Genomic DNA, 22,901 nt, shown 5'->3' with positions numbered 1-22,901 from the left:
GCTAAGCTGCCGCATGTTGCGGATGGCTGTCGGCATATCTTCCAACGCGGCCGGCCCCGACAAGGTTCCCGCCGCTTGAGTGACACGACCTCCGCAAAGGACCGCACAGCCAGCGAGTTACAAGGACGGACCCTCGTGGACCTGTTCGAATACCAGGCGAAGGAACTCTTCGCGGAGTATGGGGTCCCGGTACCCCAGGGAAAGGTGGCGAGCACGCCCGACGAGGCGCGTGCCATCGCCGAGGAATTCGCGGCCGCGGGTAAGCCCCGCGTTGTCGTCAAGGCACAGGTCAAGACGGGTGGCCGGGGCAAGGCCGGCGGTGTGAAGGTGGCCGAGGGCCCCGAGGACGCCGTGGCCAAGGCCGAGCAGATCCTCGGCATGGACATCAAGGGCCACACGGTGCACCGGGTCCTGGTCGAAGAGGCCAGTGCCATCGCCGAGGAGTACTACTTCTCGTTCCTGCTGGACCGGGCCAACCGCACCTTCCTGTCGATCTGCTCCGCCGAGGGCGGCGTGGAGATCGAGGAGGTCGCCGAGACCAACCCCGACGCGGTCGCGAAGGTCTCGATCGACGCGCTGAAGGGCGCGCCGACCGAGGTCGCCGCCGACATCGTCGCGAAGGGCAAGCTCCCCGAGGCGGCCGCCGAGGGCGCCGTCGAGGTCGTTACGAAGCTGTGGGACGTCTTCGTCGGCAAGGACGCCACGCTCGTCGAGGTGAACCCGCTCATCCTGACCGAGGATGGCCGCGTGGTCGCGCTGGACGGCAAGGTCACCCTGGACGAAAACGCCGAGTTCCGTCAGGACCTCGACAGCCTCGCCTCCGGCGCCGAAGGGGACCCTCTCGAGGTGCGGGCGAAGGAGAAGGGGTTGAACTACGTCAAGCTCGACGGTGAGGTCGGCATCATCGGCAATGGTGCGGGTCTGGTGATGTCGACGCTGGACGTGGTGGCCTATGCGGGTGAGGCGCGCGGCGGGGTCAAGCCGGCCAATTTCCTCGACATCGGGGGTGGTGCCTCGGCGGAGGTGATGGCCGACGGGTTGGAGATCATTCTGGGTGATCCGGCGGTTCGCAGCGTGTTCGTCAACGTCTTCGGCGGGATCACGGCCTGCGATGCGGTGGCCAACGGCATCGTGCAGGCGCTGGAGCTGCTGGAGCAGCGTGGTGACGACGTGTCCAAGCCGCTGGTGGTGCGTCTGGACGGCAACAACGCCGAGTTGGGGCGCCAGATCCTGGAGGAGCGGGCCCATCCGGCGGTGCGCCGGGTCGACACCATGGACGGCGCCGCAGCCCAGGCCGCCGAACTCGCCGCGGCGAAGTAAGGACGAAGAGAAACCATGGCTATTTTTCTGACCAAGGACAGCAGGGTGCTGGTCCAGGGCATGACGGGCTCTGAGGGCGGCAAGCACACGCGGCGGATGCTCGCCTCGGGCACCAATGTGGTGGGCGGGGTCAACCCGCGCAAGGCCGGCCAGAGCGTGGACTTCGACGGCGCGGCGGTGCCGGTGTTCGGGTCGGTGGCCGAGGGCATGGCCGCCACCGGCGCCGATGTGACGGTGATCTTCGTGCCGCCGCGGTTCGCCCGCGATGCGGTGATCGAGGCGATCGACGCCCGGATCGGGCTGGCGGTGGTGATCACCGAGGGCATTCCGGTGCACGACACCGCGGCGTTCTGGTCCCATGCGGGCGCCGCCGGCCATGCGACGCGGATCGTGGGGCCCAACTGCCCGGGGCTGATCACGCCGGGGGCCGCCAACGCCGGGATCATCCCGGCCGACATCACCAAGCCGGGCCGGATCGGGCTGGTGTCCAAGAGCGGCACGCTGACCTACCAGATGATGTATGAGCTGCGCGACATCGGCTTCTCCACCTGTGTGGGCATCGGCGGCGACCCGATCATCGGCACCACCCACATCGACGCGCTGGCCGCCTTCGAGGCCGATCCCGACACCGACGCCATCGTGATGATCGGCGAGATCGGCGGCGACGCCGAGGAGCGGGCCGCGGAGTTCGTCAAGGCCAACGTGTCCAAGCCGGTGGTGGGCTATGTGGCCGGGTTCACCGCGCCCGAGGGCAAGACCATGGGCCATGCCGGCGCCATCGTCTCGGGCTCCTCGGGCACCGCCGCGGCCAAGAAGCAGGCCCTGGAGGCCGCCGGCGTCAAGGTCGGCAAAACCCCCAGCGAAACCGCCAAGCTGGCGCGCGAGCTCTTCTAGCGGGTCCGTCCGGCGAGGGCCGCCGGATGTGCCGGGTCCTGCCTTCGTCGTCCACGCGTGGACGACGAAGGCAGGACCTCTTCGCGTCGCGGGCTCGGCCCGCTCGCGGTCACCACTCGCCGGTGGCGTCCAGGAGTTCGTAGGCCGTGGTGCCGTCCAGCGACTCGCGGATGATGTCGGCGTGGCCGGCGTGCCGCGCGGTCTCCTCGATCAGGTGGAACAGGATCCAGCGCGCCGAGCGCCTGCTGCCCTGCGGGAACCACGGGGCCTCGGGGAGCGGGGCGGTCCGCTCCAGGTCCGGCAGGGCGGCGACGGTCTCCTCGGTCTCCTTGGCGGCCGTCTCGTAGGCCGCGAGCAGGTCGGCGACGGTTTCGCCCTCCTCCATCCGGAAGTCGGAGCCCCGGGTCTCCGGCGCCGCGGGGTGGGGGTCGGGCCGTCCGGCCAGGACCACCGACATCCACCAGCGCTCGGTCCGCGCGGCGTGTTTGACCAGCCCGCCGAGCGTGAGCTCGCTCGCGCTCGGCCGGGACGCCGCCTGCTCGTCGGTCAGGCCGTGCACGGTCCTGCGCAGTCCCGCCCGCTGTTCGGCCAGGAACGCCAGCAGCCCGCCGCGCTCGTCGGTCTCCGCTCGCACCAGTGCCGGCATGGTGACCACCTCTGTCTTCTCGTCCGTCGGTCGTGCTGAGGACGACACTACGGAGAATTGCGGTCAGTTCCTGTCCGCAATGGTGCGCGGATCGGGAAAGCCGGAGCGAGGCCGCAGACGCGGATGCGCGCGTCCGGACCCCGGCCGCGTCGTCGCAGGTGGGGCCGCGCGTACCACATCCGGCCAGGGAGGCGCCCGCCGACACGCCCGGTCCAATGGCCGGTGGGGCGGGGGCTCGGCTGGGAGCATGGGCGGGTGAGCGCGTCCTCAGGTTCTCCCGTGCACCGTGGCAGGTCCCGCGGCGGCCGCCGCACGCCCGAGGGGTGGGGCGGCAGGCCGCACGTCCGCGATCCGGTCGATCCCGAAGGGGCGCCGCGCCCGCTCTACACCGCGGGCGGTATGGCGGCGGGCTCGGCCGCGGGCATCGGGCTGGCCACGCTCACGACGCTCACGCTCATCGGGTGGGTCGCCGCGCCGCACGCGACCTTCGGCGAGGACATCGGGGACGTGTTCCGGGTGGCGGTCCAGGCGTGGCTGGTGGGCCACCAGGCGGGCTTCGCGATCCCCGGCGGGCACGTGGGCATGCTGCCGATCGGGCTCGTCGTGCTCCCGGGGCTGCTGCTGTACCGGTCCGGGCGGTGGCTGGCGCGCAGCTGCGAGCTCCCGCGGCTGCGCCACGCCTTCCAGGCCGCGGTCGCCATCGCCGGGCCCTACGCGGCCGTCTCAGGGACGCTGGCGCTGGTCGGGCAGACCGAGGTCGTGCGCCCGAGCATGCTGCAGGCGCTGCTCCTGGGGTTCCTGCTGGCGTTCATCGCCGGAGGGCTGGGGGTGCTCCGCCAACTGCTCAAGGACAAGGAGATCCCCTGGCGCCGGCTGCTGGAGCTGATGCCGGCCCGGTCGCGCTCGCTGCTCGTCGGCACGCTCAGCGCCACGTGCACGCTGCTGCTGACGGGCGCGCTGCTGTTCTTCGTCCCGCTGCTGCTCGACTTCGGCGACGCCGTCGCGACCACGGAGGAGCTCGGTCCCGGCGTGGTCGGCGGGGGGCTGCTGTTCATCGTCCAACTGCTGTACCTGCCCAACGCCGTGGTCTTCGGGATGTCCTACGCCGCGGGCCCGGGCTTCGCCGTCGGAGCGGAGACCGTCGTCGCACCCACCGGGGTGGTGGTGGGGCCGCTGCCGCAACTGCCCATGCTGGCCGCGCTTCCCGACAGCGGGCCGGCGCCGGTCGTCTCGCTGGTGGCGCTGGCGGCCCCGTTCATCGCGGGCGGGGTCGGCGGCGCCCTGACGCTGCGCAGCGCGCCGACCGTGGTCAGCGAGGCCGCGCCGCTGTGGGGGTTCGTCTGCGGCGTCTGCACGGGAGCGCTGTGCGCGGGGCTGTCGGTCCTGGCCGGCGGGCCGGTGGGGGCGCAGCGGCTCGCCGAGGTCGGGCCGTTCGCCTGGCAGGTGGGGTTGGTCGTGGCGCTGGAGGTCGGCGTCTCGGCGGCGATCGCGGCGTGGGCGGCCAACTGGATGTACTTCCGTCGCCCGCCGGCGATCCCGGCCGAACGGGCCGAGCCGATCGACGCGGAGGAGCCGGCCTCCGAGGAGCGGCCGGACGGGGTGCGCCCGCGCCGCCGGCCGCGCGCGCTCTCCTGGCGGTCCCGGCCGCCCCGGCTGCGGCGCGCCGCACCGGCGGCGGAGGAGGACGGGGCCGAGGAGCTCTACGGCATCACCTACGAGGAGGGGGCGCCCGACCGCTGACCGCACGGGCACACCTGCGCCGATCTCGAAGTTGGGTTCTCACCTCAGTCCCAGGTCGGAGAAGGCGTGCGCGCGAGTTCCACCTGTGGCCGGGGTTGCAGACCCCTGTGGCCGGGGATGAAAAGCCTCTATTGACCAAGGGCGGTCGACACGCTACAGGCCCGTACCGAGCGGGATGCTCTCCGGGGGGACGCCGAGGCGCTCGGCGAGCGCCTCCTGCAGGGCGTCGTCGCACTCGCTCTGCAGGGCCTCGGTGTGGGCCCTGGCCGAGCACTCGCCGTAGGCGGAGTACTCCGTCCAGAACACGGCGTAGCCGATGATCATGAACAGCGAGAGCACGACGCCCATCCAGCCCACGATCATGCTCATCAGGGCGCCCGGGGCCTGGCCGTTGGAGGCCTTGGCCGCGCGCCTGGCCTTGCGGCCCTGGATGATGCCGAAGGCGGAGAGCAGCAGGCCGAACGGCGGGAGCAGCAGTCCCGCGGTGGAGAAGAAGAGCCCCCACAGGCCGCCCCGCTCCACGGTGGGCTGCTGCCCGTCGGTTTGCGGCGCGGACGGCTCGTTCGTCACTGGGGCTCCTCGTTCTGTGCGCGGGCGGGTCGTGACCCACTCGGCCGCGGAGCGTTCGGCGGTGCCGCCGGTGCCGGCGGCGTCCCGCAACGTGGGTCCTCTTGGGGTAGACGCTACCTGTAGATATAGGCTGTCGAAGCGGATGGGGCCGCGGCCCCCGTGCGCGCCGGTGAGACCGGCGCACCCGATCCGGATGCCGCGCGCTTCGACCGCGCCCCCGGGGACGGGCGGTCCCGCATCGTTTTCGCACGAGGAGGAAGCACACTGTCGGCGCGAGTAGTCGTCCTCATCTCGGGCGCGGGGAGCAACATGGCCGCTCTGCTGGAGGCCGCGACCGATCCGGCTTACGGCGCAGCGGTCGTCGCCGTCGGCGCCGACCGCGAGGCCGAGGGGATCTCCCGGGCGGCGGAGGCCGGGATCCCGACGTTCGTCACCCCGTTCTCCGGTTTCGCCGACCGAGCGCACTGGAACGCCGTGCTCGCCGACCGGATCGCCGGGTTCCGGCCCGATCTGGTGGTCTCGGCCGGGTTCATGCGCATCCTCGGCCCCGAGGTGCTGAGCCGGTTCACGGTCGTCAACATCCACCCGGCGCTGCTTCCGGCGTTCCCCGGCGCGCACGCCGTCCGCGACGCGCTGGCCTACGGGGTCAAGGTCACCGGCGCCACGGCGCACTTCGTGGACGAGGGCGTCGACACCGGCCCCGTCATCGACCAGGTCACCGTCCGGGTGCTGCCCGGTGACGACGTGGCCTCGCTGCACGAACGCATCAAGACGGTGGAGCGGCGGATGCTGGTCGACGTCGTGGGCCGACTCGCCCGCGACGGGTGGACCCTGGACGACCGACACGTGATGCTGGGCGCCGAGCCCGGCGCTTCAAGCTACGTTACAGAGGAGAACCGGTGAGCCAGCAGGCCGTTCGGCGTGCGTTGATCAGCGTTTACGACAAGACCGGGCTGGAGGAGCTCGCCTACGGCCTCGCCGAGGCCGGGGTGGAGATCGTCTCCACCGGTTCCACCGCGGCGCGGCTGGCGGCGGTCGACGTGCCGGTCACCCCGGTCGAGGACGTCACCGGCTTCCCCGAGTGCCTGGAGGGCCGGGTCAAGACCCTGCACCCCAAGGTGCACGCCGGGCTGCTCGCCGACCGCACCAAGGCCGAGCACCGCGCGACCCTCGAAGAGCTCGACATCGCGCCGTTCGACCTGGTCGTGGTCAACCTGTACCCGTTCGCCGAGACGGTGGCCTCGGGCGCCTCGCCGCAGGAGTGCATCGAGAAGATCGACATCGGCGGCCCGGCGATGGTGCGCGCGGCGGCCAAGAACCACGCCGGTGTCGCGGTCGTGGTCGACCCCACCCGCTACGACGAGGTGCTGGAGTCCCTGCGCGTCGGCGGGTTCACGCTGGAGCAGCGCAAGCGGCTGGCCGCCCAGGCCTACGCCCACACCGCGAGCTACGACGCCGCCGTGGCGTCCTGGTTCGCCGCGGACTACGCGGCCGACGAGGTGGGCGGGGAGACCGGCTGGCCGGACTTCACCGCCGTCACCTACGAGCGGGCCGCGACCCTGCGCTACGGCGAGAACCCGCACCAGGTCGCCGCGCTGTACAGGGACGGCGACTCCTCGGGCACCGGCCTGGCCAACGCCGAGCAGGTGCACGGCAAGGAGATGTCCTACAACAACTACGTCGACGCCGACGCCGCGCAGCGCGCCGCCCACGACTTCACCGACCCGTGCGTGGCCGTCATCAAGCACGCCAACCCGTGCGGCATCGCGCTGGGCTCCGACATCGCCGAGGCGCACCGCAAGGCGCACGCCTGCGACCCGGTGTCGGCCTTCGGCGGCGTCATCGCGACCAACCGGCCGGTGAGCGCGGCGATGGCCGAGCAGGTCGCCGAGGTCTTCACCGAGGTCGTCGTCGCACCGGAGTTCGAGCCGGCCGCCGTGGAGGTGCTGGCCCGCAAGAAGAACATCCGGCTGCTCAAGGTCGCGCCGCCGGACCGCTCGGCCCGCGCCGAGCAGCGCGCCATCAGCGGCGGCGTGCTGCTGCAGATGTTCGACATGATCGACGCCCCGGGCGACGACCCGGCGGCGTGGGAGCTGAGGGCCGGCCCGGCCGCCGACGAGGCCACGCTGGCCGACCTGGCGTTCGCCTGGCGGGCGGTGCGTGCGGTGAAGTCCAACGCGATCCTGCTGGCCGCCGACCGCGCCACCGTTGGCGTGGGCATGGGCCAGGTCAACCGGGTCGACTCCGCACGCCTGGCGGTCGCCCGCGCCGGCGATCGGGTGCGCGGCTCCGTGGCCGCCAGCGACGCCTTCTTCCCGTTCCCCGACGGCCTGGAGGTGCTGACCGAGGCCGGAGTGCGCGCCGTCGTCCAGCCGGGCGGCTCGGTCCGCGACGAGGAGGTCGTCGCGGCGGCCGAGCGCGCGGGGATCGCGCTCTACCTGACCGGGACGCGGCACTTCTTCCACTAGATCGTTGACAGGGGTTGGGGGCTGTGGTCGCGGTTCTTTCGCGCATCACCGCATGACGCAGGCTCGCAGTGGTCCGGCAGGGCCTGGAGACAACACGACCCTCTGTGGTCGGCACACCTAGGGCGACCGCACCGCATCCAGATGGGACGATGGGACCGTGAGCGCACAGATTCTCGATGGCAAGGCGACCGCCGCGGCGATCCGGGCGGACCTGAAGGAACGCGTGACCGCGCTGCGGTCCAGGGGCGTGGTCCCCGGGCTGGCGACGGTCCTGGTGGGCGATGACCCCGGCAGCCGCTCCTACGTCGCGGGCAAGCACCGCGACTGCGCGGAGATCGGGATCGAGAGCATCCGCAGGGACCTGCCGGCCACGGCCACCCAGGCCGAGGTCGAGGCGGTCGTGGACGAGCTGAACGCCGACCCCGACTGCACCGGCTACATCGTGCAGCTACCGCTGCCCAAGGGGCTCGATGAGAACCGGGTGCTGGAGCGGATCGACCCCGACAAGGACGCCGACGGCCTGCAGCCGGCCAACCTGGGCCGCCTGGTGCTGATGCAGGAGGCGCCGCTGCCGTGCACGCCGCGCGGCATCGTCGAACTGCTGAACCGCTACGACGTGCCGCTGAAGGGCGCCGAGGTGGTCGTGGTGGGCCGCGGCGTGACGGTGGGCCGCCCGCTGGGGCTGCTGCTCACCCGCAGGAGCGAGAACGCCACGGTGACGCTGTGCCACACCGGCACCCGCGACCTCGTCGAGCACACCCGCCGCGCCGACATCATCGTGGCGGGCGCGGGGGTGCCGGGCCTGATCACGGCCGACATGGTCAAGCCCGGCGCGGCCGTGCTGGACGTCGGGATCACCCGCACCGATGCGGGGCTCGTCGGCGACGTCGCGCCGGAGGTGCGCGAGGTCGCCGGCCACGTCGCCCCCAACCCCGGCGGTGTTGGGCCGATGACGCGGGCGATGCTGCTGGTCAACGTCGTGGAGAACGCGGAACGCCAGGCGGCCCGGTAGGACCTCTGGCCGGGCGGCGGCGGGACCCCGGTTTCGCCGCCGCCGCGGGAACGGCCGGATGCACGGTCAACGGCACGTTCAGCGGCACGGTCAACGGCACGTGCACGGGAAGCGGGAGATGCTGGAGTGCCGCGCGGGCGGCCTCCGAAGGGAGGCGACGGCCGGTTGCGGCCGTCAAGCCTGGTCAGGGCCAGGGGGCCTCGGCGCGGTGAGGCCCCTCAGGGGCGTCAGCTCGCCTTGCGCTCGCGGTCGGGTACGGGCATCGGGCGGACCAGGCCCAGGGCGACGACCTCGTTGGCCAGGCGGGTACGGCGGTTCGGACCTTCCGGCACCCGGAACTTCTGGTAGAGCCGCAGGAGATGCTGCTTGACCGCGGCCTCGGTGACGACGAGGTCCTCGGCGATCCCGCGCGCCGTCGCCGGCGACACGAACGCCTCGTCCGACAGCGCCGGCCGGCACAGCGACGTCAGCACGTCGAGTTCCCGCCGGGTGAGTTCGGGGGCCGCGCCGCGGCGCAGCTCCACCTCGGGGTTGATCTCCTCGCGCGGCAGGCCGCCGATCTTGCAGCGGGCGGCGCCGAAGCTGACGACGTCGCCCTCTTCGAGGACCCGGCGCGCGATCGGTCGGCCGTTGACCCTGGTTCCGTTGCGCGAGAGGCCCAGATCGACGACGTAGATGTAGGGTCCGCGGCGCACCAGTTCGGCGTGCAGTTGGGAGACGCTGGGGTCGCTGAGCCGGATGTCGGCGCCCTGTCCCCGTCCGACCGTGGTGATCTCGGCGGCTAAGGGCTGTACGTCACCGTTCTCCTCGACCCGTATGTAGGGCCCGTCCACGGTTGTTCCTCCCAAAGTGGGGCGCGACCGATGAGGGGGTTTGCGACGGGGCGTGACCGGATGCATCGGGGTAGGGGTGGCGCGCGTGGCGGTTGGTGGTTGAGTGGGATTCATTGGGGGGTCCTCGCTCACCGTGGCACTCATCTCATGACTGGTTACCCGTGCGGCAGCGGTTCTACGCCCTTACTCGTGAGTAACGGCTTCATCTCAGGAGCTTTGCGGCATTTCGTGGAGATAGGGACACGCCGTTCGGTGATGCCTCTGTGACCGATTCGTGAGGAACGCCGGGACGGGGGAGGATGGTCACTAGAATGACAGAAGCGTGGCCAGTAACAATACGTAGTCAATCGAGGTTCGCCCGCGCGCCCATTGCGTGCGAGTCGCGGTTTCGGTCGCGGCATAATCGGCTGTGGCCGATCCGCGCCACGGGGAACCCCGTCGCCTTTCGTCGGCTCGGCCGGTCCCGCAACGGTGTGCGCTAGCGTGAGGTTTACGGTGAGCCAAAAAACGGTGGAAGCAGTGGGAGCACGCCAGTCACACGCGCCGCAGGAACCTGAGCAGGAGCCGGACCCGCGCACCGAGGTGCCGGGCTGGCTGGCGCAGGTTCCCTACTTCCTCGTGCTCGCCATGATGGCCGCCGGCATCGTGGTGGTCGCCGCGGCCTACTTCAAGCGCGGCCCCGCCCTGATCGCCGGGGCGCTGCTGCTGGCGGCGGTCTTCCGGGGGGTGCTGCCCCAGGAGCGGATCGGGATGCTCGCGGTCCGCCGCCGCTGGATCGACGTGACCATTCTCGTCACGCTCGCGGTGCTGCTGATCGTCTTGGCATGGGTCGCGCCCCAGCTCTGATCGCGGTCTCTAATAAGCTTGATATCGAGATACCCCATATGTTCACCCAGGGGAGCCGCTGAACCGCTCCGGCCAAGGCATTCGCGAGCCGGGGGCTCCGCGGTTCTCGCGGCGAGCTCATGAGGCACGACGCGGACGAGTCGCGACCCGGCTGGGTCCCGCGCATGGCCTCCAGCCACATGACGGCTAGCCGAAACGAAGGGACAGCCACACAGCCATGGCCAAGATCAAGGTTGCCAATCCCGTAGTGGAGCTCGACGGCGACGAGATGACCCGGATCATCTGGTCCTTCATCAAGGAACGGCTGATCCTGCCGTACCTGGACGTCGACCTGAAGTACTACGACCTCGGCGTCGAGGAGCGCGACCGCACCGACGACCAGATCACGGTCGACGCCGCGAACGCGATCCGCGAGCACGGCGTCGGCGTCAAGTGCGCCACCATCACGCCGGACGAGGCCCGGGTCGAGGAGTTCGGCCTCAAGAAGATGTGGCGCTCGCCCAACGGCACCATCCGCAACATCCTGGGCGGCGTCGTCTTCCGCGAGCCGATCATCTGCTCCAACGTCCCGCGCCTGGTCCCCGGCTGGACCAAGCCGATCATCATCGGCCGCCACGCCCACGGCGACCAGTACAAGGCCAGCGACTTCAAGGTCCCCGGCCCCGGCACGGTGACGATCACCTACACGCCCGAGGACGGCGGCGAGCCCATCGAGATGGAGGTCGCGCAGTTCCCCGAGGGCGGCGGCGTCGCCATGGGCATGTACAACTACCGCAAGTCCATCGAGGAGTTCGCCCGGGCCAGCATGGAGTACGGCCTGGACCGCGGCTACCCGGTCTACATGTCCACCAAGAACACGATCCTCAAGGCCTACGACGGCATGTTCAAGGACGTGTTCGCCGAGGTCTTCGAGACCGAGTTCAAGGAGCGCTTCGACGCGGCCGGGCTCACCTACGAGCACCGGCTGATCGACGACATGGTCGCCGCCGCGCTCAAGTGGGAGGGCGGCTACGTCTGGGCCTGCAAGAACTACGACGGTGACGTGCAGTCCGACACCGTCGCGCAGGGCTTCGGCTCGCTCGGCCTGATGACCTCGGTGCTGCGCACCTCCGACGGCATCGTCGAGGCCGAGGCCGCGCACGGCACGGTCACCCGGCACTACCGCCAGCACCAGCAGGGCAAGCCGACCTCGACCAACCCGATCGCCTCCATCTTCGCCTGGACCCGCGGCCTGGAGCACCGGGGCAACCTCGACAACACCCCCGCGGTGGTCGAGTTCGCCAACACGCTCGAGGACGTCGTCGTCAAGACCGTCGAGGGCGGCCAGATGACCAAGGACCTCGCGCTGCTGGTCGGCGGCGACCAGGGCTTCCTCACCACCGAGGAGTTCCTCGCCGCGCTGGACGAGAACCTGCAGAAGCGGCTGGGCTAGCCCTTCCCGGTTCCCGCCGTCCTCCGGCCCCGGTCGCCGCCGGGGCCGTCGGGCGAGGCGCGGGCCGTCCCCTCGCGCGCCGAGGGGACGGCCCGTTCTCGTCGCCCGGCCGGTCGATTCGCGAAGAATCTGTTTTGCCCGGTTTTGGTGTTGAAAGGGCCCCTTGCTTTACCTTTCAGCGATTAGTCTCAATGGTGAGAGAGACCACAATGGTCGACGCGACCGACCGCGCGCCCGCTGGGGGGTAGGCGCGCGCGGTTGACGGAGCGTCGCACAAGGGCCCGCCGCCTGCTCCGCAGGGCGGGCCCTTTCTCTGTGCCAACGGGCGCGTACCCGGTTCACCGCTTCCGGGGCCATGCGGAGTAGCCTGGTCACCGGCATCTCTCGATGCCAAGAGATCCGCCGGCTGCCGGGATCGTGAGTTTCCCCGCGGCTTCGGTCGGCACGGCACTGAAACCAAGTGAGGAGACTTCGAGACGATGGCTCGCAAGGGCAAGGTGACCGTCGTAGGCGCCGGTTTCTACGGTTCCACCACCGCGCAGCGGCTCGCTGAGTACGACATCTTCGACGAGGTCGTGCTCACCGACATCATCGAGGGCAAGCCCGAGGGGCTGGCGCTGGACATGAACCAGTCGCGGCCCGTCGAAGGCTTCGAGACCAAGGTCACCGGCGCGACCACGACGCCGGAGGGCGAGGGCTACGAGGCCACCGCCGACTCCGACATCGTGATCATCACCGCGGGCCTGCCCCGCAAGCCGGGCATGAGCCGGATGGACCTCCTCGAGGTCAACGCCAAGATCGTGCGCGGCGTCGCGGAGAACGTGGCCAAGTACTCCCCGAACGCCGTGATCCTGGTCGTCTCCAACCCGCTGGACGAGATGACCGCCCTGGCCCAGATCGCGTCGCAGTTCCCGAAGAACCGCGTCATCGGCCAGGCCGGCGTCCTCGACACGGCCCGCTTCACCAACAACGTGGCCGAGGCGGCCGGCGTCGAGGTCAACCGCGTCACGACCCTGACCCTGGGCTCGCACGGCGACACCATGGTCCCGGTCCCGTCGCAGTCCTCGATCGACGGCAAGCCGCTGGCCGAGGTCCTGCCGGCCGACAAGATCGACGAGCTGGTGGACCGCACCCGCAACGGCGGCGCCGAGGTCGTGGCGCTGCTGAAGACCGGCTCGGCCTACTACGCCCCCTCCGCGGCCGTCGCCCGCATGGCCAAGGCCGTGCACGAGGACTCCGGCGCGGTCTTCCCGGTGTGCGCCTGGGTCGACGGCCAGTTCGGGATCTCCGGTGTCTACCTGGGCGTCCAGGCCAAGCTCGGCGCCGGCGGCATCAAGGAGGTCGTGGAGACCCCGCTGTCGGAGCAGGAGCTCGCCGGCCTGAAGGAGGCCGCCGAGGCCGTCCGCGCCAAGCAGGCCGACGTCCAGGGCCTGTAGGCGCTTCCACCGTCCGACGCGCGGCGGCCGGTCCCTTCCGGGGCCGGCCGCCGCGCCGCGTCCGGGGGCGGGGCCGTGGCAGGGGCCCATGACAGCCGTCATCCCCCGCGGGGCGAACCGTCACGGCCGGAGCAGGCGATCCCTCACCGCCGACCGGTGACATCGCCGTCTACAGCGCCGATCCCGGTTCCGCGACGCTTGGGGCATGACCTCGACACGGCACGCAGACCGGGACACTGCGGCGACCGCGGCGCGGGCGCGGGGCCTGCCCCGCGCCCCGGGACGGACATGGCTGATCGCACTGGCCGTCGGCGTCGCGGTGGCGATCGGCGGGGACGGTGCGAAGAGGTGGTCGCCGCCTGTTCGAACCGAAATACGATGTGGCGAGTCTTAATGCACGAAGCAGGATGACGCTGCCACGAACGGATGGGCGAACAGAGCGATGGTTGACGCACCAGACGGACGCAACCGCCGGCGGCGGGGCGCCTCCGGCGACGAGGACCGCACCGCTGTGTTCCGGCGGCCCGCGGACGGCGGCATGCCCGAGGAGATCGAGAAGCTCTACCGGCCGAGCCGTTCCGAGCAGCGCTCCGCCGGAGGCGCCCGGCCCACGCGGCGGATGCCTCCGGCCGAGGACGCGCCGCCGCGGCGCCGGCGGCCGCGGACCTACGACGGCGGCGGCCGCAAGCGCAGGGAGAGGGAGGCCAGGCGCAGGCGGCGCCGCACGATCCTCGTCCTGGCGCTCGTCGTGCTCCTGGTGGTGCCCACGGTCTTCTACCTCTGGGCCGACTCCCGGCTGCAGCGGATCGAGGCGCTGCCCGACTACGAGGGCCGCCCGGAGGACCAGCCCGGCACGACCTACATGATCGTCGGCTCCGACAGCCGCGAGGGCCTCACCGACGAGGACATGCAGGACCTGCGCACCGGCGACGCCGAGGGCAAGCGCACCGACACGATCATGGTGCTGTACGTGCCCGACAGCGGCAAGCCGTCGATCATCAGCGTGCCGCGCGACTCCTACGTCACCATCCCCGGCATCGGCGACAACAAGATCAACGCCGCGTTCTCCGAGACCCTCGGCGGCGGCCCCTCCACCCTGGTGCAGACGTTCGAGCAGGCCAGCGGCGTCCGCGTCGACCACTACGTGGAGATCGGGTTCTCCGGCTTCGTCGACATCGTCGACGCGGTCGGCGGCGTCGAGATGTGCCCGGAGGAGCCCATGGAGGACCCCAAGGCCGGTCTGGACATCGAGGCGGGCTGCCAGGAGTTCGACGGCTCGACGGCGCTGGGCTACGTGCGCACCCGCGCCTCGGCCCGCGCCGACCTGGACCGGATCCAGCGCCAGCGCGAGTTCTTCAGCGCCCTGATCTCCAAGGCGACCTCGCCCGGCACGCTGATCAACCCGTTCCGCTCGGTCCCGCTGGTGACCGAGGGGACCGAGACGTTCACCGTGGACGAGGGCGACCACCTCAGCGACCTGGGGGGCATGGCGCTGGCGATGCGCGACTCCCCGGCCACGACCGCCATCCCGGTCGGCTCCACCCCGACCCTGGGCGTCGGCTCGGTGGTCCTGTGGGACGAGACCCGCTCCGAGGAGATGTTCTCGGCGATGCAGGCCGGCGAGGAGATCCCCGAGTCGGCGATGCAGGAGTAGGGAGCGCTGAAGGCATCGGTCTTCGCAGCGGTCGGAGAGGGATGTCCATACCCACCCTCCTCAACCACCGGGGGTCTTGTGACCTCAGCCCGAGGACGGGGCTTCGCCCACCTGCGCGCACCTTCCTTCTGGGGTGAGCCTTCAAGCCCCGGGAGTCGAGGTCCACGCTCCCCAGGGCCAAGGCTTCGACCCCCGGGTGACGTCCTCCTCTACCAGTCCACCCGGCGCGCCCCCGCCGCGGGGACGGCGACGCGGAAGTCCGGGGCCTTCCAGCGGCGTTCGGCGAAGGCCGCCGCCACGCCGGCGCACACGGCCTCCAGGCGGTCCTCGGCGACCAGCGCGATCGCGCTGCCGCCGAAGCCGCCCCCGGTCATCCGGGCGCCGCGGGCGCCCTTGCGCGCCGCGGTGTCCACCGCGACGTCCAGTTCGGGGCAGGACACCTCGAACTGGTCGCGCAGCGACAGGTGCGACCCGTTGAAGACGGCGCCGATCTCGGCCGTCCTGCCCGCACGCAGCAGCCCCACCACGGCGTTCACCCGGTGGATCTCGGTGACCACGTGCTGGACGCGGCGGCGAAGGACCGGGTCGTCGAGCCGCTGCAGCGCCCCGGCGAGGTCCTCGACGTCGCGCAGGGCCGGCACGCCCAGCGCCCGCGCGGCGCGCTCGCACTCCTCCCTGCGGTCGCCGTAGCCGCTCTCTGTGTGCTTGTGCTCCACCCGGGTGTCGATGATGAGCAGCCGCAGTCCCGCCTCCTCCAGCGGCAGCGGCACGTTGCGCGCGCCCTCGCTGCGGCAGTCGAGGAAGAGCGCGTGCCCCTCCTTGCAGCGCAGGGACGCGCTCTGGTCGAGGATGCCGGTGGGCGCGCCGACGAAGCGGTTCTCCGCGCTCTGGGCCAGCCGGACCATGGCGCGCTGGTCGGCGGCGAGCCCGCTCAGGCCCAGCGCGTCGACCAGCGCCAGCAGCACCGCGCACTCCAGCGCCGCCGACGACGACAGCGCGGCTCCCACGGGCAGGTCGGAGTCGAGCAGGATCCGGGCGCCCAGCGCGTCGTCGGCGAGGTGTCCCTCCTCCCGCAGGGCCCAGAAGACGCCGGCCACGTAGGCGGCCCACCCGGTGACGGAGGGGGCGCGCGCGTCGAGGCCGGCCGGAGCGAAGCGCACCGGCTCGCCGGGGCGCTGCGCCGAGCGGGCCTCGACGACGCCGTCGTCGGTCGGCGCGAGCGCCAGGGACACCCCCCACGGCAGCGCCATGGGCAGCACCAGGCCGTCGTTGTAGTCGGTGTGCTCGCCGATCAGGTTCACCCGGCCGGGCGCGCGCCACACCCCGGCCGGCTGCAGCCCGTAGGCCTCCTCGAAGGCCGCGGCGACCTGCTTCGCGGTCTCCTCGGGTCGGGCGGGCGGGCCGTCGTGCAGCCGCACCGGCTCGGGGGCCGACCCGCGTCTGGAGATGCGTCCGAACAGTCTCACGCTCCGCCTCCCACCGGTGCGGCGTCGGTGTGGAACGCCCAGGCGTCGGCCACGATGCCGCGCAGCTTCGGGCGGCGGGGCACCCAGCCGAGCTCGTCCTTGGCGCGGGCGCTGGAGGCCACCAGGGTCGCCGGGTCGCCGGGCCTGCGGTCGGCCTGCACGGCCGGGATCGGATGGCCGGTGACCTCGCGGCAGACGTCGATGACCTGGCGCACCGAGAAGCCGGTGCCGTTGCCGAGGTTGTGGATCCTGTGCCGTCCGGGCACGCAGTGCTCCAGGGCGAGCAGGTGCGCCTCGGCCAGGTCGGCGACGTGGATGTAGTCGCGCACGCAACTGCCGTCGGGCGTGGGGTAGTCGCTCCCGTAGACCGACACCGACTCGCGCCGGCCCAGTGCCACCTGCAGCACGATCGGGATGAGGTGGGTCTCGGTGGTGTGCCGCTCGCCGTACCGGCCGTAGGCGCCGGCCACGTTGAAGTAGCGCAGGCTCACGGCGCCGATGCCGTGCATGCGCGCGTGCTCGGTGAGCGCGGCGTCGATGGCGGCCTTGGAGGCGCCGTAGGGGTTGGTCGGGCGCACCGGGGCGTCCTCCGGGATCGGCACCTGCTCGGGCTCGCCGTAGACGGCGGCGGTGGAGGAGAACACGATCCTGCGCACGCCGGTGGCGCGCATGGCCTCCAGCAGCGCCAGGGACGCGCCGACGTTGCCGCCCCAGTACAGCTCCGGGTGGGCCACGGACTCCGGCACGACCGACTTCGCGGCGAAGTGCAGCACCGCGTCGATCCCGCCGGCGAGCACGTCGGCGGCGTGCTCGCGCAGGCTGCCCTCGACGAAGGCCGCCCCCTCCGGCACCGCGTCGCGGTGCCCGGTGGACAGGTCGTCGAGCACGACCACCTCATGCCCCGCCTCGATCAGTTGAGCCGCCACGACGCTGCCGATGTAGCCGGCGCCTCCGGTGACCAGAACCCTCACAGTGCGTCCCCGTTCCTCTCGCGCCCCTCGTTCAGGGCCGTGCGCAGCCGCTGGGCGGCGTCCTCGGGCGCGATGTCGTTGATCCACGCCGCCATTCCCGACTCTGATCCGGCAAGATACTTCAACTTCCTGTGGGCGCGCTTCGTCGTGAAGAGCTGCAGGTGCAGGCCGAAGCCGGGGTCGGGCGCCCCCGACGCGTCCACCGGCGACTGGTTCCACGCCGAGATGTAGGGAACCGGGCCCTCGAAGAGGCCGTCGAACGCGCGCAGCAGGTCCAGGTAGACGGCGGCGAGTTCGGCGCGTTGCGCGTCGTCCAGGGACGGCAGGTCGGGGACCCTGTGCTGCGGGAAGAGCTGCACCTCGTAGGGCCAGCGCGCCGCGGCCGGCACGAAGGCCGTCCAGTGCTCGCCCTCGACGACGACGCGCCGCGCGGCCTTGCGCTCGGCGGCCACGACGTCGTCGAACAGGTTGCAGCCGGTGCGCTCGCGGTGCCGCCGCGCGGCCTCGCGCATCCGGGTGATGCGCGGCGGGGCGAAGGGGTAGCCGTAGATCTGGCCGTGCGGGTGGTGCAGCGTGACGCCGATCTCCTCGCCGCGGTTCTCGAAGGGGTACACGTGCGCGATCTCCGGCATCGCGTTCAGCTCGGCGGTGCGGTCGGCCCAGGCCTCGATGACGGTGCGGGCGCGCCGGGGCGTGAGGTCGGCGAAGGAGGCGGAGTGGTCGGAGGTGAAGCACACCACCTCGCAGCGGCCCACGCCGGGGCGCAGGGCCAGCGCGGGATCGTCGGGATCCCCCGGCGCAGGGACGGGGGCGGCCGTCGTCGCGAGGGAGGGGAAGCGGTTCTCGAAGACCGCGACGTCGTAGTCGTCCGCCGGGATCTCGGTGCGGCGGTCCCCGCGCGTGGGGTCGAGCGGACACTGGTCCGCGGGCGGCAGGAACGTCCGGTTCTGGCGGTGCGCGGCCAGGACGACCCACTCGTCGAGCAGGGGGTCGTGCCGGAGTTCGGAGCCGGAGGAGAACGCGTCGAGCGGGCGCAGGTCCGTTGCGGCGGACCGGCCGCTGTCGGGGGTCTCGTCGAAGTAGATGACCTCGCGCCCGTCGGCGAGCCGCCCGGTCGATCGCCACACCTGTGAAGTAAGCACACTTTCAATCTAAACCATAAGAGTTTAGACCTGAAGTAGTCGCCTTCGATCGTAATCGATCTCACGGATTCGGTGTTCCGCGCGGTGCGGGCGCCCGCGCGCCTCCGATCTCCGCGAGCGCGCCCGGTTCCCGCGCGCGGGGGAGCGGGCTACGCTCGATCGGCACGGATGACACGATGATCTTGGAGTCGGTGTGGCGCCACTGGCGGGGCGGACCAAGGACCGGTTGCGGCACTACGGCAATGTCGCGATGGAGACCTACTGGGCCCTGCGCCGCCGCAGACCCGGCTTCGACCACCTGGTCCGGGCCTACGAGCGCTACGCCGACCGACGCGGCGACCAGCTCGCCGCGTCCGTCACCTACTTCGCGTTCCTGTCCTTCTTCCCACTGCTGGCGCTCGCGTTCTCGGCGCTGGGCTACGTCGCGGCGTTCAACCTGGAGGCGCGCGGCCACCTGGAGCAGGCCATCAACGAGACCCTGCCGGGCTTCGCCGCCCAGCTGCCGCTGGACGAGATCGCCCGGGCGCGCACCGGCGCCGGGGTCATCGGCCTGCTCGGCCTGCTCTACACCGGGCTCGGCTCGATCGCGGCCCTGCGCGAGGCCCTGCACGTCATGTGGCTGAAGAACACCGCCGACGGCCCCAACTTCGTCGTCGCCAAGCTCCTGGACACCGTCGTCGTCATCGTGCTCGGCCTGGCCCTCCTTGGCTCCGTGGCGCTCACCGGCGTCGCCCAGACCGCCACCGGCTGGCTGCTGTCCTGGGTCGGGCTCGACGGCTCGGTCGCCGCCGCGCTGGCGACCCGGCTGCTGGGCCTGGTGATCGCCGTCGGCGTCGACGTCGCCGTCTTCACGGTCCTCTTCGGCCGCCTCTCCGGCACCGAGCGGCCCTGGCGGCTGCTGTGGCGCGGGGCGCTGCTGGCCGCGGTGGGCTTCGAGGTCCTCAAGGCGGCCGGAGCGCTGCTGATCGGCAGCACCCTGTCCAACCCGGTCTACGCCTCTTTCGCCGTCCTGGTCGGGCTCCTGGTGTGGATCAACATCGTGCTGCGCTTCGTGCTCTTCGCCGCGGCCTGGACGGCGACGTGGCTGTCGGTCCCGCCGCCCTACCACGGCACGGTGCCGATGAGCGTCCCGGTCGCCACCGCCTCCGCCGAGCCCGTGCGGCCGGCGGGGAGGCCGGTGTGGCGCCCCCGCTCCGGGGCCCGGCTCGACCGGCTGCGCGCGGCCGCGCGCCGGACGGCGCTCCCGCTGACGCTGGGCCTCGGCGCCGCGGCCCTCGCCGTGTGGGTGCGCCGACACCGCGCACACACTCTCTCCGGAATCGGGGGCGCGGAGCGGGAGCGAGCGCCGTGGCGGGGCCGGCGCGGTGGCGCGGAATGGCCCGCCACGACGCGCGACATCACGTATTGATCACTTCGCGAGGTTTTCTCCGCACGTTGTGTAGCGTGAACCCTGTCATGGGCAGAGCGGTTGACCGAAATCCCGGAAATGTCCAGAGAGCCGATTGCGTTTGGACCTAATGTGGCTCTAACGGGCCCGGGACCCACCGGTTCACCGGTCCGATGCGACGGGGCGGTCTGATCACTTTGGATCATGCTTCGGGATTTCCCAGCGAGTTCAACGGGTCGTCTGTAATCCTCGATTGAGTCGGACGGCCGCGGCAGCCTCGGGCGCCGCCGAGAACCCGCGAACCACGTCACATCGCGCATCGATCCGATCGACCCGGGGGGAGTGAAACCGGCCATGGGACGCACTGACATCGGCGAGGAGGTCTCGCCTAGTGTGCGTCTGGAGCCGGTGAGCGATCCGGCCGGAAGACAGCGCGGAGGTTGATCGTGGCCATCGAATTCAACGCCTCGGACCGTGCCACCCTCGGGATCGAATGGGAACTCCAGCTCGTCGACGTCAACACCCGCCATCTCCGGCAGGAGGCCCAGCAGATCCTCGGTGAGCTGCCCGACCTCAGCGAGGCCGGGTCCCACCCGCCGCTGCGCCACGAGCTCATGCAGTGCACCGTCGAGGTCGTCACGGGCATCTGCGAGACCGTCGAGGAGGCCAGAGCCGACCTCGCCGGGAGCGTCAAGCGGCTCCAGGAGGTCATGGAGCCGCGCTCGGCCGCGCTCCTGTGCGCGGGGACCCACCCGCTGGACGACTGGCGGGACCAGACGCTCTCGCCGGTCCAGCGCTACGGCGAGCTCATCGACCAGATGCAGTGGCTGGCCCGGCGGATCCTCACCTTCGGGGTGCACGTGCACGTGGGCGTCCGCTCCAAGGACAAAGCGCTGCCCATCGTCAACGCGCTGGCCAATTACCTGCCGCATTTCCTGGCGCTGACCGCGTCGAGCCCTTTCTGGAGCGGGCACGACACCGGGCTGGCCTCCAGCCGCTCGATCGTGTTCGGGGCGCTGCCCACCGCCGGACCGCCGCCGCACCTCGCCGACTGGCCGGTGTTCGAGGAATACATGGAAACGCTGCTGCGCGCCGGGACCATCGCCAGCATCAAGGAAGTGTGGTGGGACGTCCGCCCGCATCCGGATTTCGGTACAGTCGAAATTCGGATGTTCGACGGAATTCCGACGCTGCGCGAGGTCGGAATGGCCGCCGCGCTGTCGCAGAGCCTCGTGCAGCTGTTCGACCAGCAGCTCGATCGGGGCTACGGTCTTCCCAGCCCGCCCACGTGGGTGGTCAACGACAACAAGTGGCGGGCCACCCGCTACGGGCTCGACGCGCGCGTCATCACCGACGAGCACGGCAGCACCGTCCCGCTGCGCGACGACCTCTACGAGCTCGTCCGCGAGCTGAAGCCGGTGGCCGGGCGCCTCGGCTGCGCCGAGGACCTGGACGTGGTCTCGGAGGTCCTGCACACGGGCGCCTCCTATGAGCGCCAGCGGGCGATCATCGACCAGGGCGGCACGCTCAACGACGTGGTGGACGCCCTGGCCGCGGAGTTCCGGGCCGAGGGGTTCGGACCGGCGCCCGGGGGCGGCGGGGTCACGGGGAACGACACCGCCGCGGGCGGCACCGCAACAGAACAGGGGAACGCCGGTGGAGACACCGGCCGAGAACATCCGTCGATGAAGAGGGGGCCCTCGCATGCAGGGGCGTGACCTGCGGGAACAACTGACCGCTTTTCTGGCTCGCCGGGAGCGGGAGTTCATCGAGTTCCGGCGAGACCTCCACATGCATCCCGAGCTCGCCTTCGCCGAGCACCGGACGACCCAGCGCCTGCTGGAGCGGCTGCGCGGCGTCGGGCTCGAACCGGTGCCGCTGCCCCAGGGCACCGGCCTGGTCTGCGACATCGGCCCCGACGACGGCCCCACCGTCGCGCTGCGCGCCGACATCGACGCGCTGCCGCTGACCGACGAGAAGGACGTGCCCTACCGCTCCACGGTGCCCGGAGCGGCGCACGCCTGCGGCCACGACGTGCACACCACCGTCCTGCTGGCCACCGGGCTGTTCCTGGCCCAGCAGGCCAAGGCCGGCGCGCTGCCCGGCCGGGTGCGGCTGATCTTCCAGCCCGCCGAGGAGCTGCCCGGAGGGGCGCGCGAGGTCATCAGCGCCGGCGGCATCGACGGGACCGACCGGATCTTCGCGCTGCACTGCGATCCGCGTCTGGTCGCGGGCCAGGTGGGCCTGCGCGTCGGGGCGATCACGGCGGCCTGCGACCAGGTCCTGGTCCGGCTGTCCGGACCCGGCGGCCACACCGCGAGGCCGCACCTGACCGCCGACCTCGTGTACGCGCTCGGCAAGGTCGTCACGGAGCTGCCCGCGGCGCTGTCGCGGCGGGTCGACCCGCGGGCCGGCTTCAGCCTCGTCTGGGGCCGGATCAGCGCCGGCTCCGCGCCCAACGCCATCCCCGACGACGCCGTCGCCGAGGGCACCGTGCGCTGCCTGGACGACGACGCCTGGCACGCGGCCCCCGACCTCATCAAGGAGCTGCTGGACTCCGTGGTGGGCGCCTACGGCGCGACGGCCGAACTGAACTACCGCCGCGGCGTTCCGCCCACGGTCAACGAGGGCGGCAGCGTCCAGATGCTGCAGGACGCCTGCAGCCAGATCCTGGGATCCGAGGCCATCGCCCCCACGCCGCAGAGCCTCGGCGGCGAGGACTTCGCCTGGTACCTGGAGCAGGTGCCCGGTGCGCTGGTGCGGCTGGGCACGCACTGGCCCTCCTCCGACACCCCGATGCTGGACCTGCACCGCGGCGACTTCGACGTCGACGAGCGGGCCATCGGCGTCGGGATCCAGATGATGGCGGCCACGGCGCTGACCGCCCTGTGGGAGGCCCGCCGCCCCCGCGCCGACGAGCAGGTGGAGGACGCCGCGCTGGCCTAGAGAGGTCCAAGGGCGAAAAGGCCAAGGGGGTCGGCTGGCCGCAGTGCGCGTAGCGCCGGCGGCGTGCACAGGCTCGTTCTCCGAACGCACGCCCTCGCCCGTAGCCTCATGGCTCACAGTTCGTCAGATGGCATCCTT

General features: G+C 71.7%; 19 protein-coding genes. 13 read left to right on the top strand and 6 right to left on the bottom strand.

The genetic code is table 11. The annotated features are described in order from the left end of the window. Window positions 1–135: 135 nt before the first annotated feature. Complete coding sequence (sucC, locus tag HDA32_RS24150) at window positions 136–1,320, top strand: ADP-forming succinate--CoA ligase subunit beta (protein ID WP_179645367.1); 1,185 nt, start codon at window positions 136–138, stop codon at window positions 1,318–1,320. A 15-nt stretch (window positions 1,321–1,335) separates the two neighbouring features. After that, window positions 1,336–2,214 (top strand): succinate--CoA ligase subunit alpha, encoded by an 879-nt coding sequence (sucD, locus tag HDA32_RS24145; protein WP_179645366.1) that lies wholly within the window; start codon window positions 1,336–1,338, stop codon window positions 2,212–2,214. Between the two features lie 109 nt (window positions 2,215–2,323). Here the strand turns inward: sucD and HDA32_RS24140 are convergent, their stop codons facing one another. Then, a complete protein-coding gene (locus HDA32_RS24140; RefSeq protein WP_179645365.1) occupies window positions 2,324–2,860 on the bottom strand; it encodes a DinB family protein in 537 nt (178 codons plus the stop codon). 399 nt (window positions 2,861–3,259) lie between these two features. Here HDA32_RS24140 and HDA32_RS24135 point away from each other — a divergent pair, with 399 nt between their 5' ends. Next, entirely contained in the window at window positions 3,260–4,600 is a 1,341-nt protein-coding gene (locus HDA32_RS24135) for a cell division protein PerM (protein ID WP_179646920.1), read from the top strand. A 153-nt stretch (window positions 4,601–4,753) separates the two neighbouring features. Here HDA32_RS24135 and HDA32_RS24130 read toward each other — a convergent pair whose 3' ends face one another. Next, window positions 4,754–5,170, bottom strand: a complete 417-nt coding sequence (locus HDA32_RS24130) for a DUF4190 domain-containing protein (protein ID WP_179645364.1) — start codon at window positions 5,168–5,170, stop codon at window positions 4,754–4,756. Window positions 5,171–5,434: 264 nt separating this feature from the next. Between HDA32_RS24130 and purN the strand changes: the two genes are divergently transcribed. The 3 genes from purN (at window position 5,435) to HDA32_RS24115 (ending at window position 8,650) form a co-directional block, all read left to right on the top strand. After that, on the top strand, window positions 5,435–6,073 hold the full coding sequence (purN, locus tag HDA32_RS24125) for a phosphoribosylglycinamide formyltransferase (protein WP_179646919.1): 639 nt from the start codon (window positions 5,435–5,437) through the stop codon (window positions 6,071–6,073). Next, window positions 6,070–7,638, top strand: coding sequence for a bifunctional phosphoribosylaminoimidazolecarboxamide formyltransferase/IMP cyclohydrolase (gene purH, locus HDA32_RS24120; protein ID WP_179645363.1), 1,569 nt, complete (start codon window positions 6,070–6,072; stop codon window positions 7,636–7,638). Before purN ends, purH begins: the two co-directional genes overlap by 4 nt. 157 nt (window positions 7,639–7,795) lie before the next feature. Continuing rightward, entirely contained in the window at window positions 7,796–8,650 is an 855-nt protein-coding gene (locus tag HDA32_RS24115) for a bifunctional methylenetetrahydrofolate dehydrogenase/methenyltetrahydrofolate cyclohydrolase (protein ID WP_179645362.1), read from the top strand. Window positions 8,651–8,877: 227 nt separating this feature from the next. Here the strand turns inward: HDA32_RS24115 and HDA32_RS24110 are convergent, their stop codons facing one another. After that, entirely contained in the window at window positions 8,878–9,483 is a 606-nt protein-coding gene (locus HDA32_RS24110) for an FHA domain-containing protein (protein WP_179645361.1), read from the bottom strand. A gap of 519 nt (window positions 9,484–10,002) precedes the next feature. Between HDA32_RS24110 and HDA32_RS24105 the strand changes: the two genes are divergently transcribed. From HDA32_RS24105 to HDA32_RS24090, 4 genes are all read left to right on the top strand, one after another. Then, window positions 10,003–10,329: a DUF3017 domain-containing protein gene (locus tag HDA32_RS24105; RefSeq protein WP_312863310.1), complete on the top strand. Its 327-nt coding sequence runs from the start codon at window positions 10,003–10,005 to the stop codon at window positions 10,327–10,329. Window positions 10,330–10,546: 217 nt separating this feature from the next. Further along, a complete protein-coding gene (locus HDA32_RS24100) occupies window positions 10,547–11,761 on the top strand; it encodes an NADP-dependent isocitrate dehydrogenase (protein ID WP_179645360.1) in 1,215 nt (404 codons plus the stop codon). A gap of 479 nt (window positions 11,762–12,240) precedes the next feature. Continuing rightward, window positions 12,241–13,197, top strand: coding sequence for a malate dehydrogenase (gene mdh, locus HDA32_RS24095; RefSeq protein WP_179645359.1), 957 nt, complete (start codon window positions 12,241–12,243; stop codon window positions 13,195–13,197). A 442-nt stretch (window positions 13,198–13,639) separates the two neighbouring features. Further along, on the top strand, window positions 13,640–14,851 hold the full coding sequence (locus HDA32_RS24090) for an LCP family protein (RefSeq protein ID WP_179645358.1): 1,212 nt from the start codon (window positions 13,640–13,642) through the stop codon (window positions 14,849–14,851). Window positions 14,852–15,060: 209 nt separating this feature from the next. Here HDA32_RS24090 and galK read toward each other — a convergent pair whose 3' ends face one another. Genes galK through galT form a run of 3 tightly spaced genes read right to left on the bottom strand, consistent with a single transcriptional unit; the run spans window position 15,061 to window position 18,430 of the window. Further along, window positions 15,061–16,269: a galactokinase gene (gene galK / locus HDA32_RS24085; RefSeq protein WP_312863441.1), complete on the bottom strand. Its 1,209-nt coding sequence runs from the start codon at window positions 16,267–16,269 to the stop codon at window positions 15,061–15,063. Between the two features lie 44 nt (window positions 16,270–16,313). Continuing rightward, the gene (gene galE, locus HDA32_RS24080) at window positions 16,314–17,288 is read right to left on the bottom strand and encodes a UDP-glucose 4-epimerase GalE (RefSeq protein WP_179645357.1); all 975 of its coding nucleotides are present in this window, start codon (window positions 17,286–17,288) and stop codon (window positions 16,314–16,316) included. After that, window positions 17,285–18,430, bottom strand: coding sequence for a galactose-1-phosphate uridylyltransferase (galT, locus tag HDA32_RS24075; protein ID WP_376766985.1), 1,146 nt, complete (start codon window positions 18,428–18,430; stop codon window positions 17,285–17,287). Before galT ends, galE begins: the two co-directional genes overlap by 4 nt. A 193-nt stretch (window positions 18,431–18,623) precedes the next feature. Here galT and HDA32_RS24070 point away from each other — a divergent pair, with 193 nt between their 5' ends. From HDA32_RS24070 to HDA32_RS24060, 3 genes are all read left to right on the top strand, one after another. Beyond that, complete coding sequence (locus HDA32_RS24070) at window positions 18,624–19,838, top strand: YihY/virulence factor BrkB family protein (protein WP_312863309.1); 1,215 nt, start codon at window positions 18,624–18,626, stop codon at window positions 19,836–19,838. A 425-nt stretch (window positions 19,839–20,263) separates the two neighbouring features. After that, window positions 20,264–21,535, top strand: a complete 1,272-nt coding sequence (locus tag HDA32_RS24065; protein WP_179645356.1) for a glutamate--cysteine ligase — start codon at window positions 20,264–20,266, stop codon at window positions 21,533–21,535. Next, complete coding sequence (locus HDA32_RS24060; RefSeq protein ID WP_179645355.1) at window positions 21,522–22,763, top strand: M20 family metallopeptidase; 1,242 nt, start codon at window positions 21,522–21,524, stop codon at window positions 22,761–22,763. Before HDA32_RS24065 ends, HDA32_RS24060 begins: the two co-directional genes overlap by 14 nt. The last annotated feature ends 138 nt before the right edge of the window (window positions 22,764–22,901 follow it).

This window comes from Spinactinospora alkalitolerans, assembly GCF_013408795.1.
GTDB classification, from domain to species: domain Bacteria; phylum Actinomycetota; class Actinomycetes; order Streptosporangiales; family Streptosporangiaceae; genus Spinactinospora; species Spinactinospora alkalitolerans.
The sequence above is the reverse complement of the archived record's forward strand: the minus strand, read 5'-3'. Positions and strand labels throughout refer to the sequence as shown.

Bases quoted from the DNA above. Each gene is read 5' to 3' on its own strand.
- sucD (WP_179645366.1), top strand. From the start codon at position 1,336: ATGGCTATTTTTCTGACCAAGGACAGCAGGGTGCTGGTCCAGGGCATG.
- HDA32_RS24140 (WP_179645365.1), bottom strand. From the start codon at position 2,860: ATGCCGGCACTGGTGCGAGCGGAGACCGACGAGCGCGGCGGGCTGCTG.
- HDA32_RS24135 (WP_179646920.1), top strand. From the start codon at position 3,260: ATGGCGGCGGGCTCGGCCGCGGGCATCGGGCTGGCCACGCTCACGACG.
- HDA32_RS24100 (WP_179645360.1), top strand. From the start codon at position 10,547: ATGGCCAAGATCAAGGTTGCCAATCCCGTAGTGGAGCTCGACGGCGAC.
- mdh (WP_179645359.1), top strand. From the start codon at position 12,241: ATGGCTCGCAAGGGCAAGGTGACCGTCGTAGGCGCCGGTTTCTACGGT.
- HDA32_RS24090 (WP_179645358.1), top strand. From the start codon at position 13,640: ATGGTTGACGCACCAGACGGACGCAACCGCCGGCGGCGGGGCGCCTCC.
- HDA32_RS24060 (WP_179645355.1), top strand. From the start codon at position 21,522: ATGCAGGGGCGTGACCTGCGGGAACAACTGACCGCTTTTCTGGCTCGC.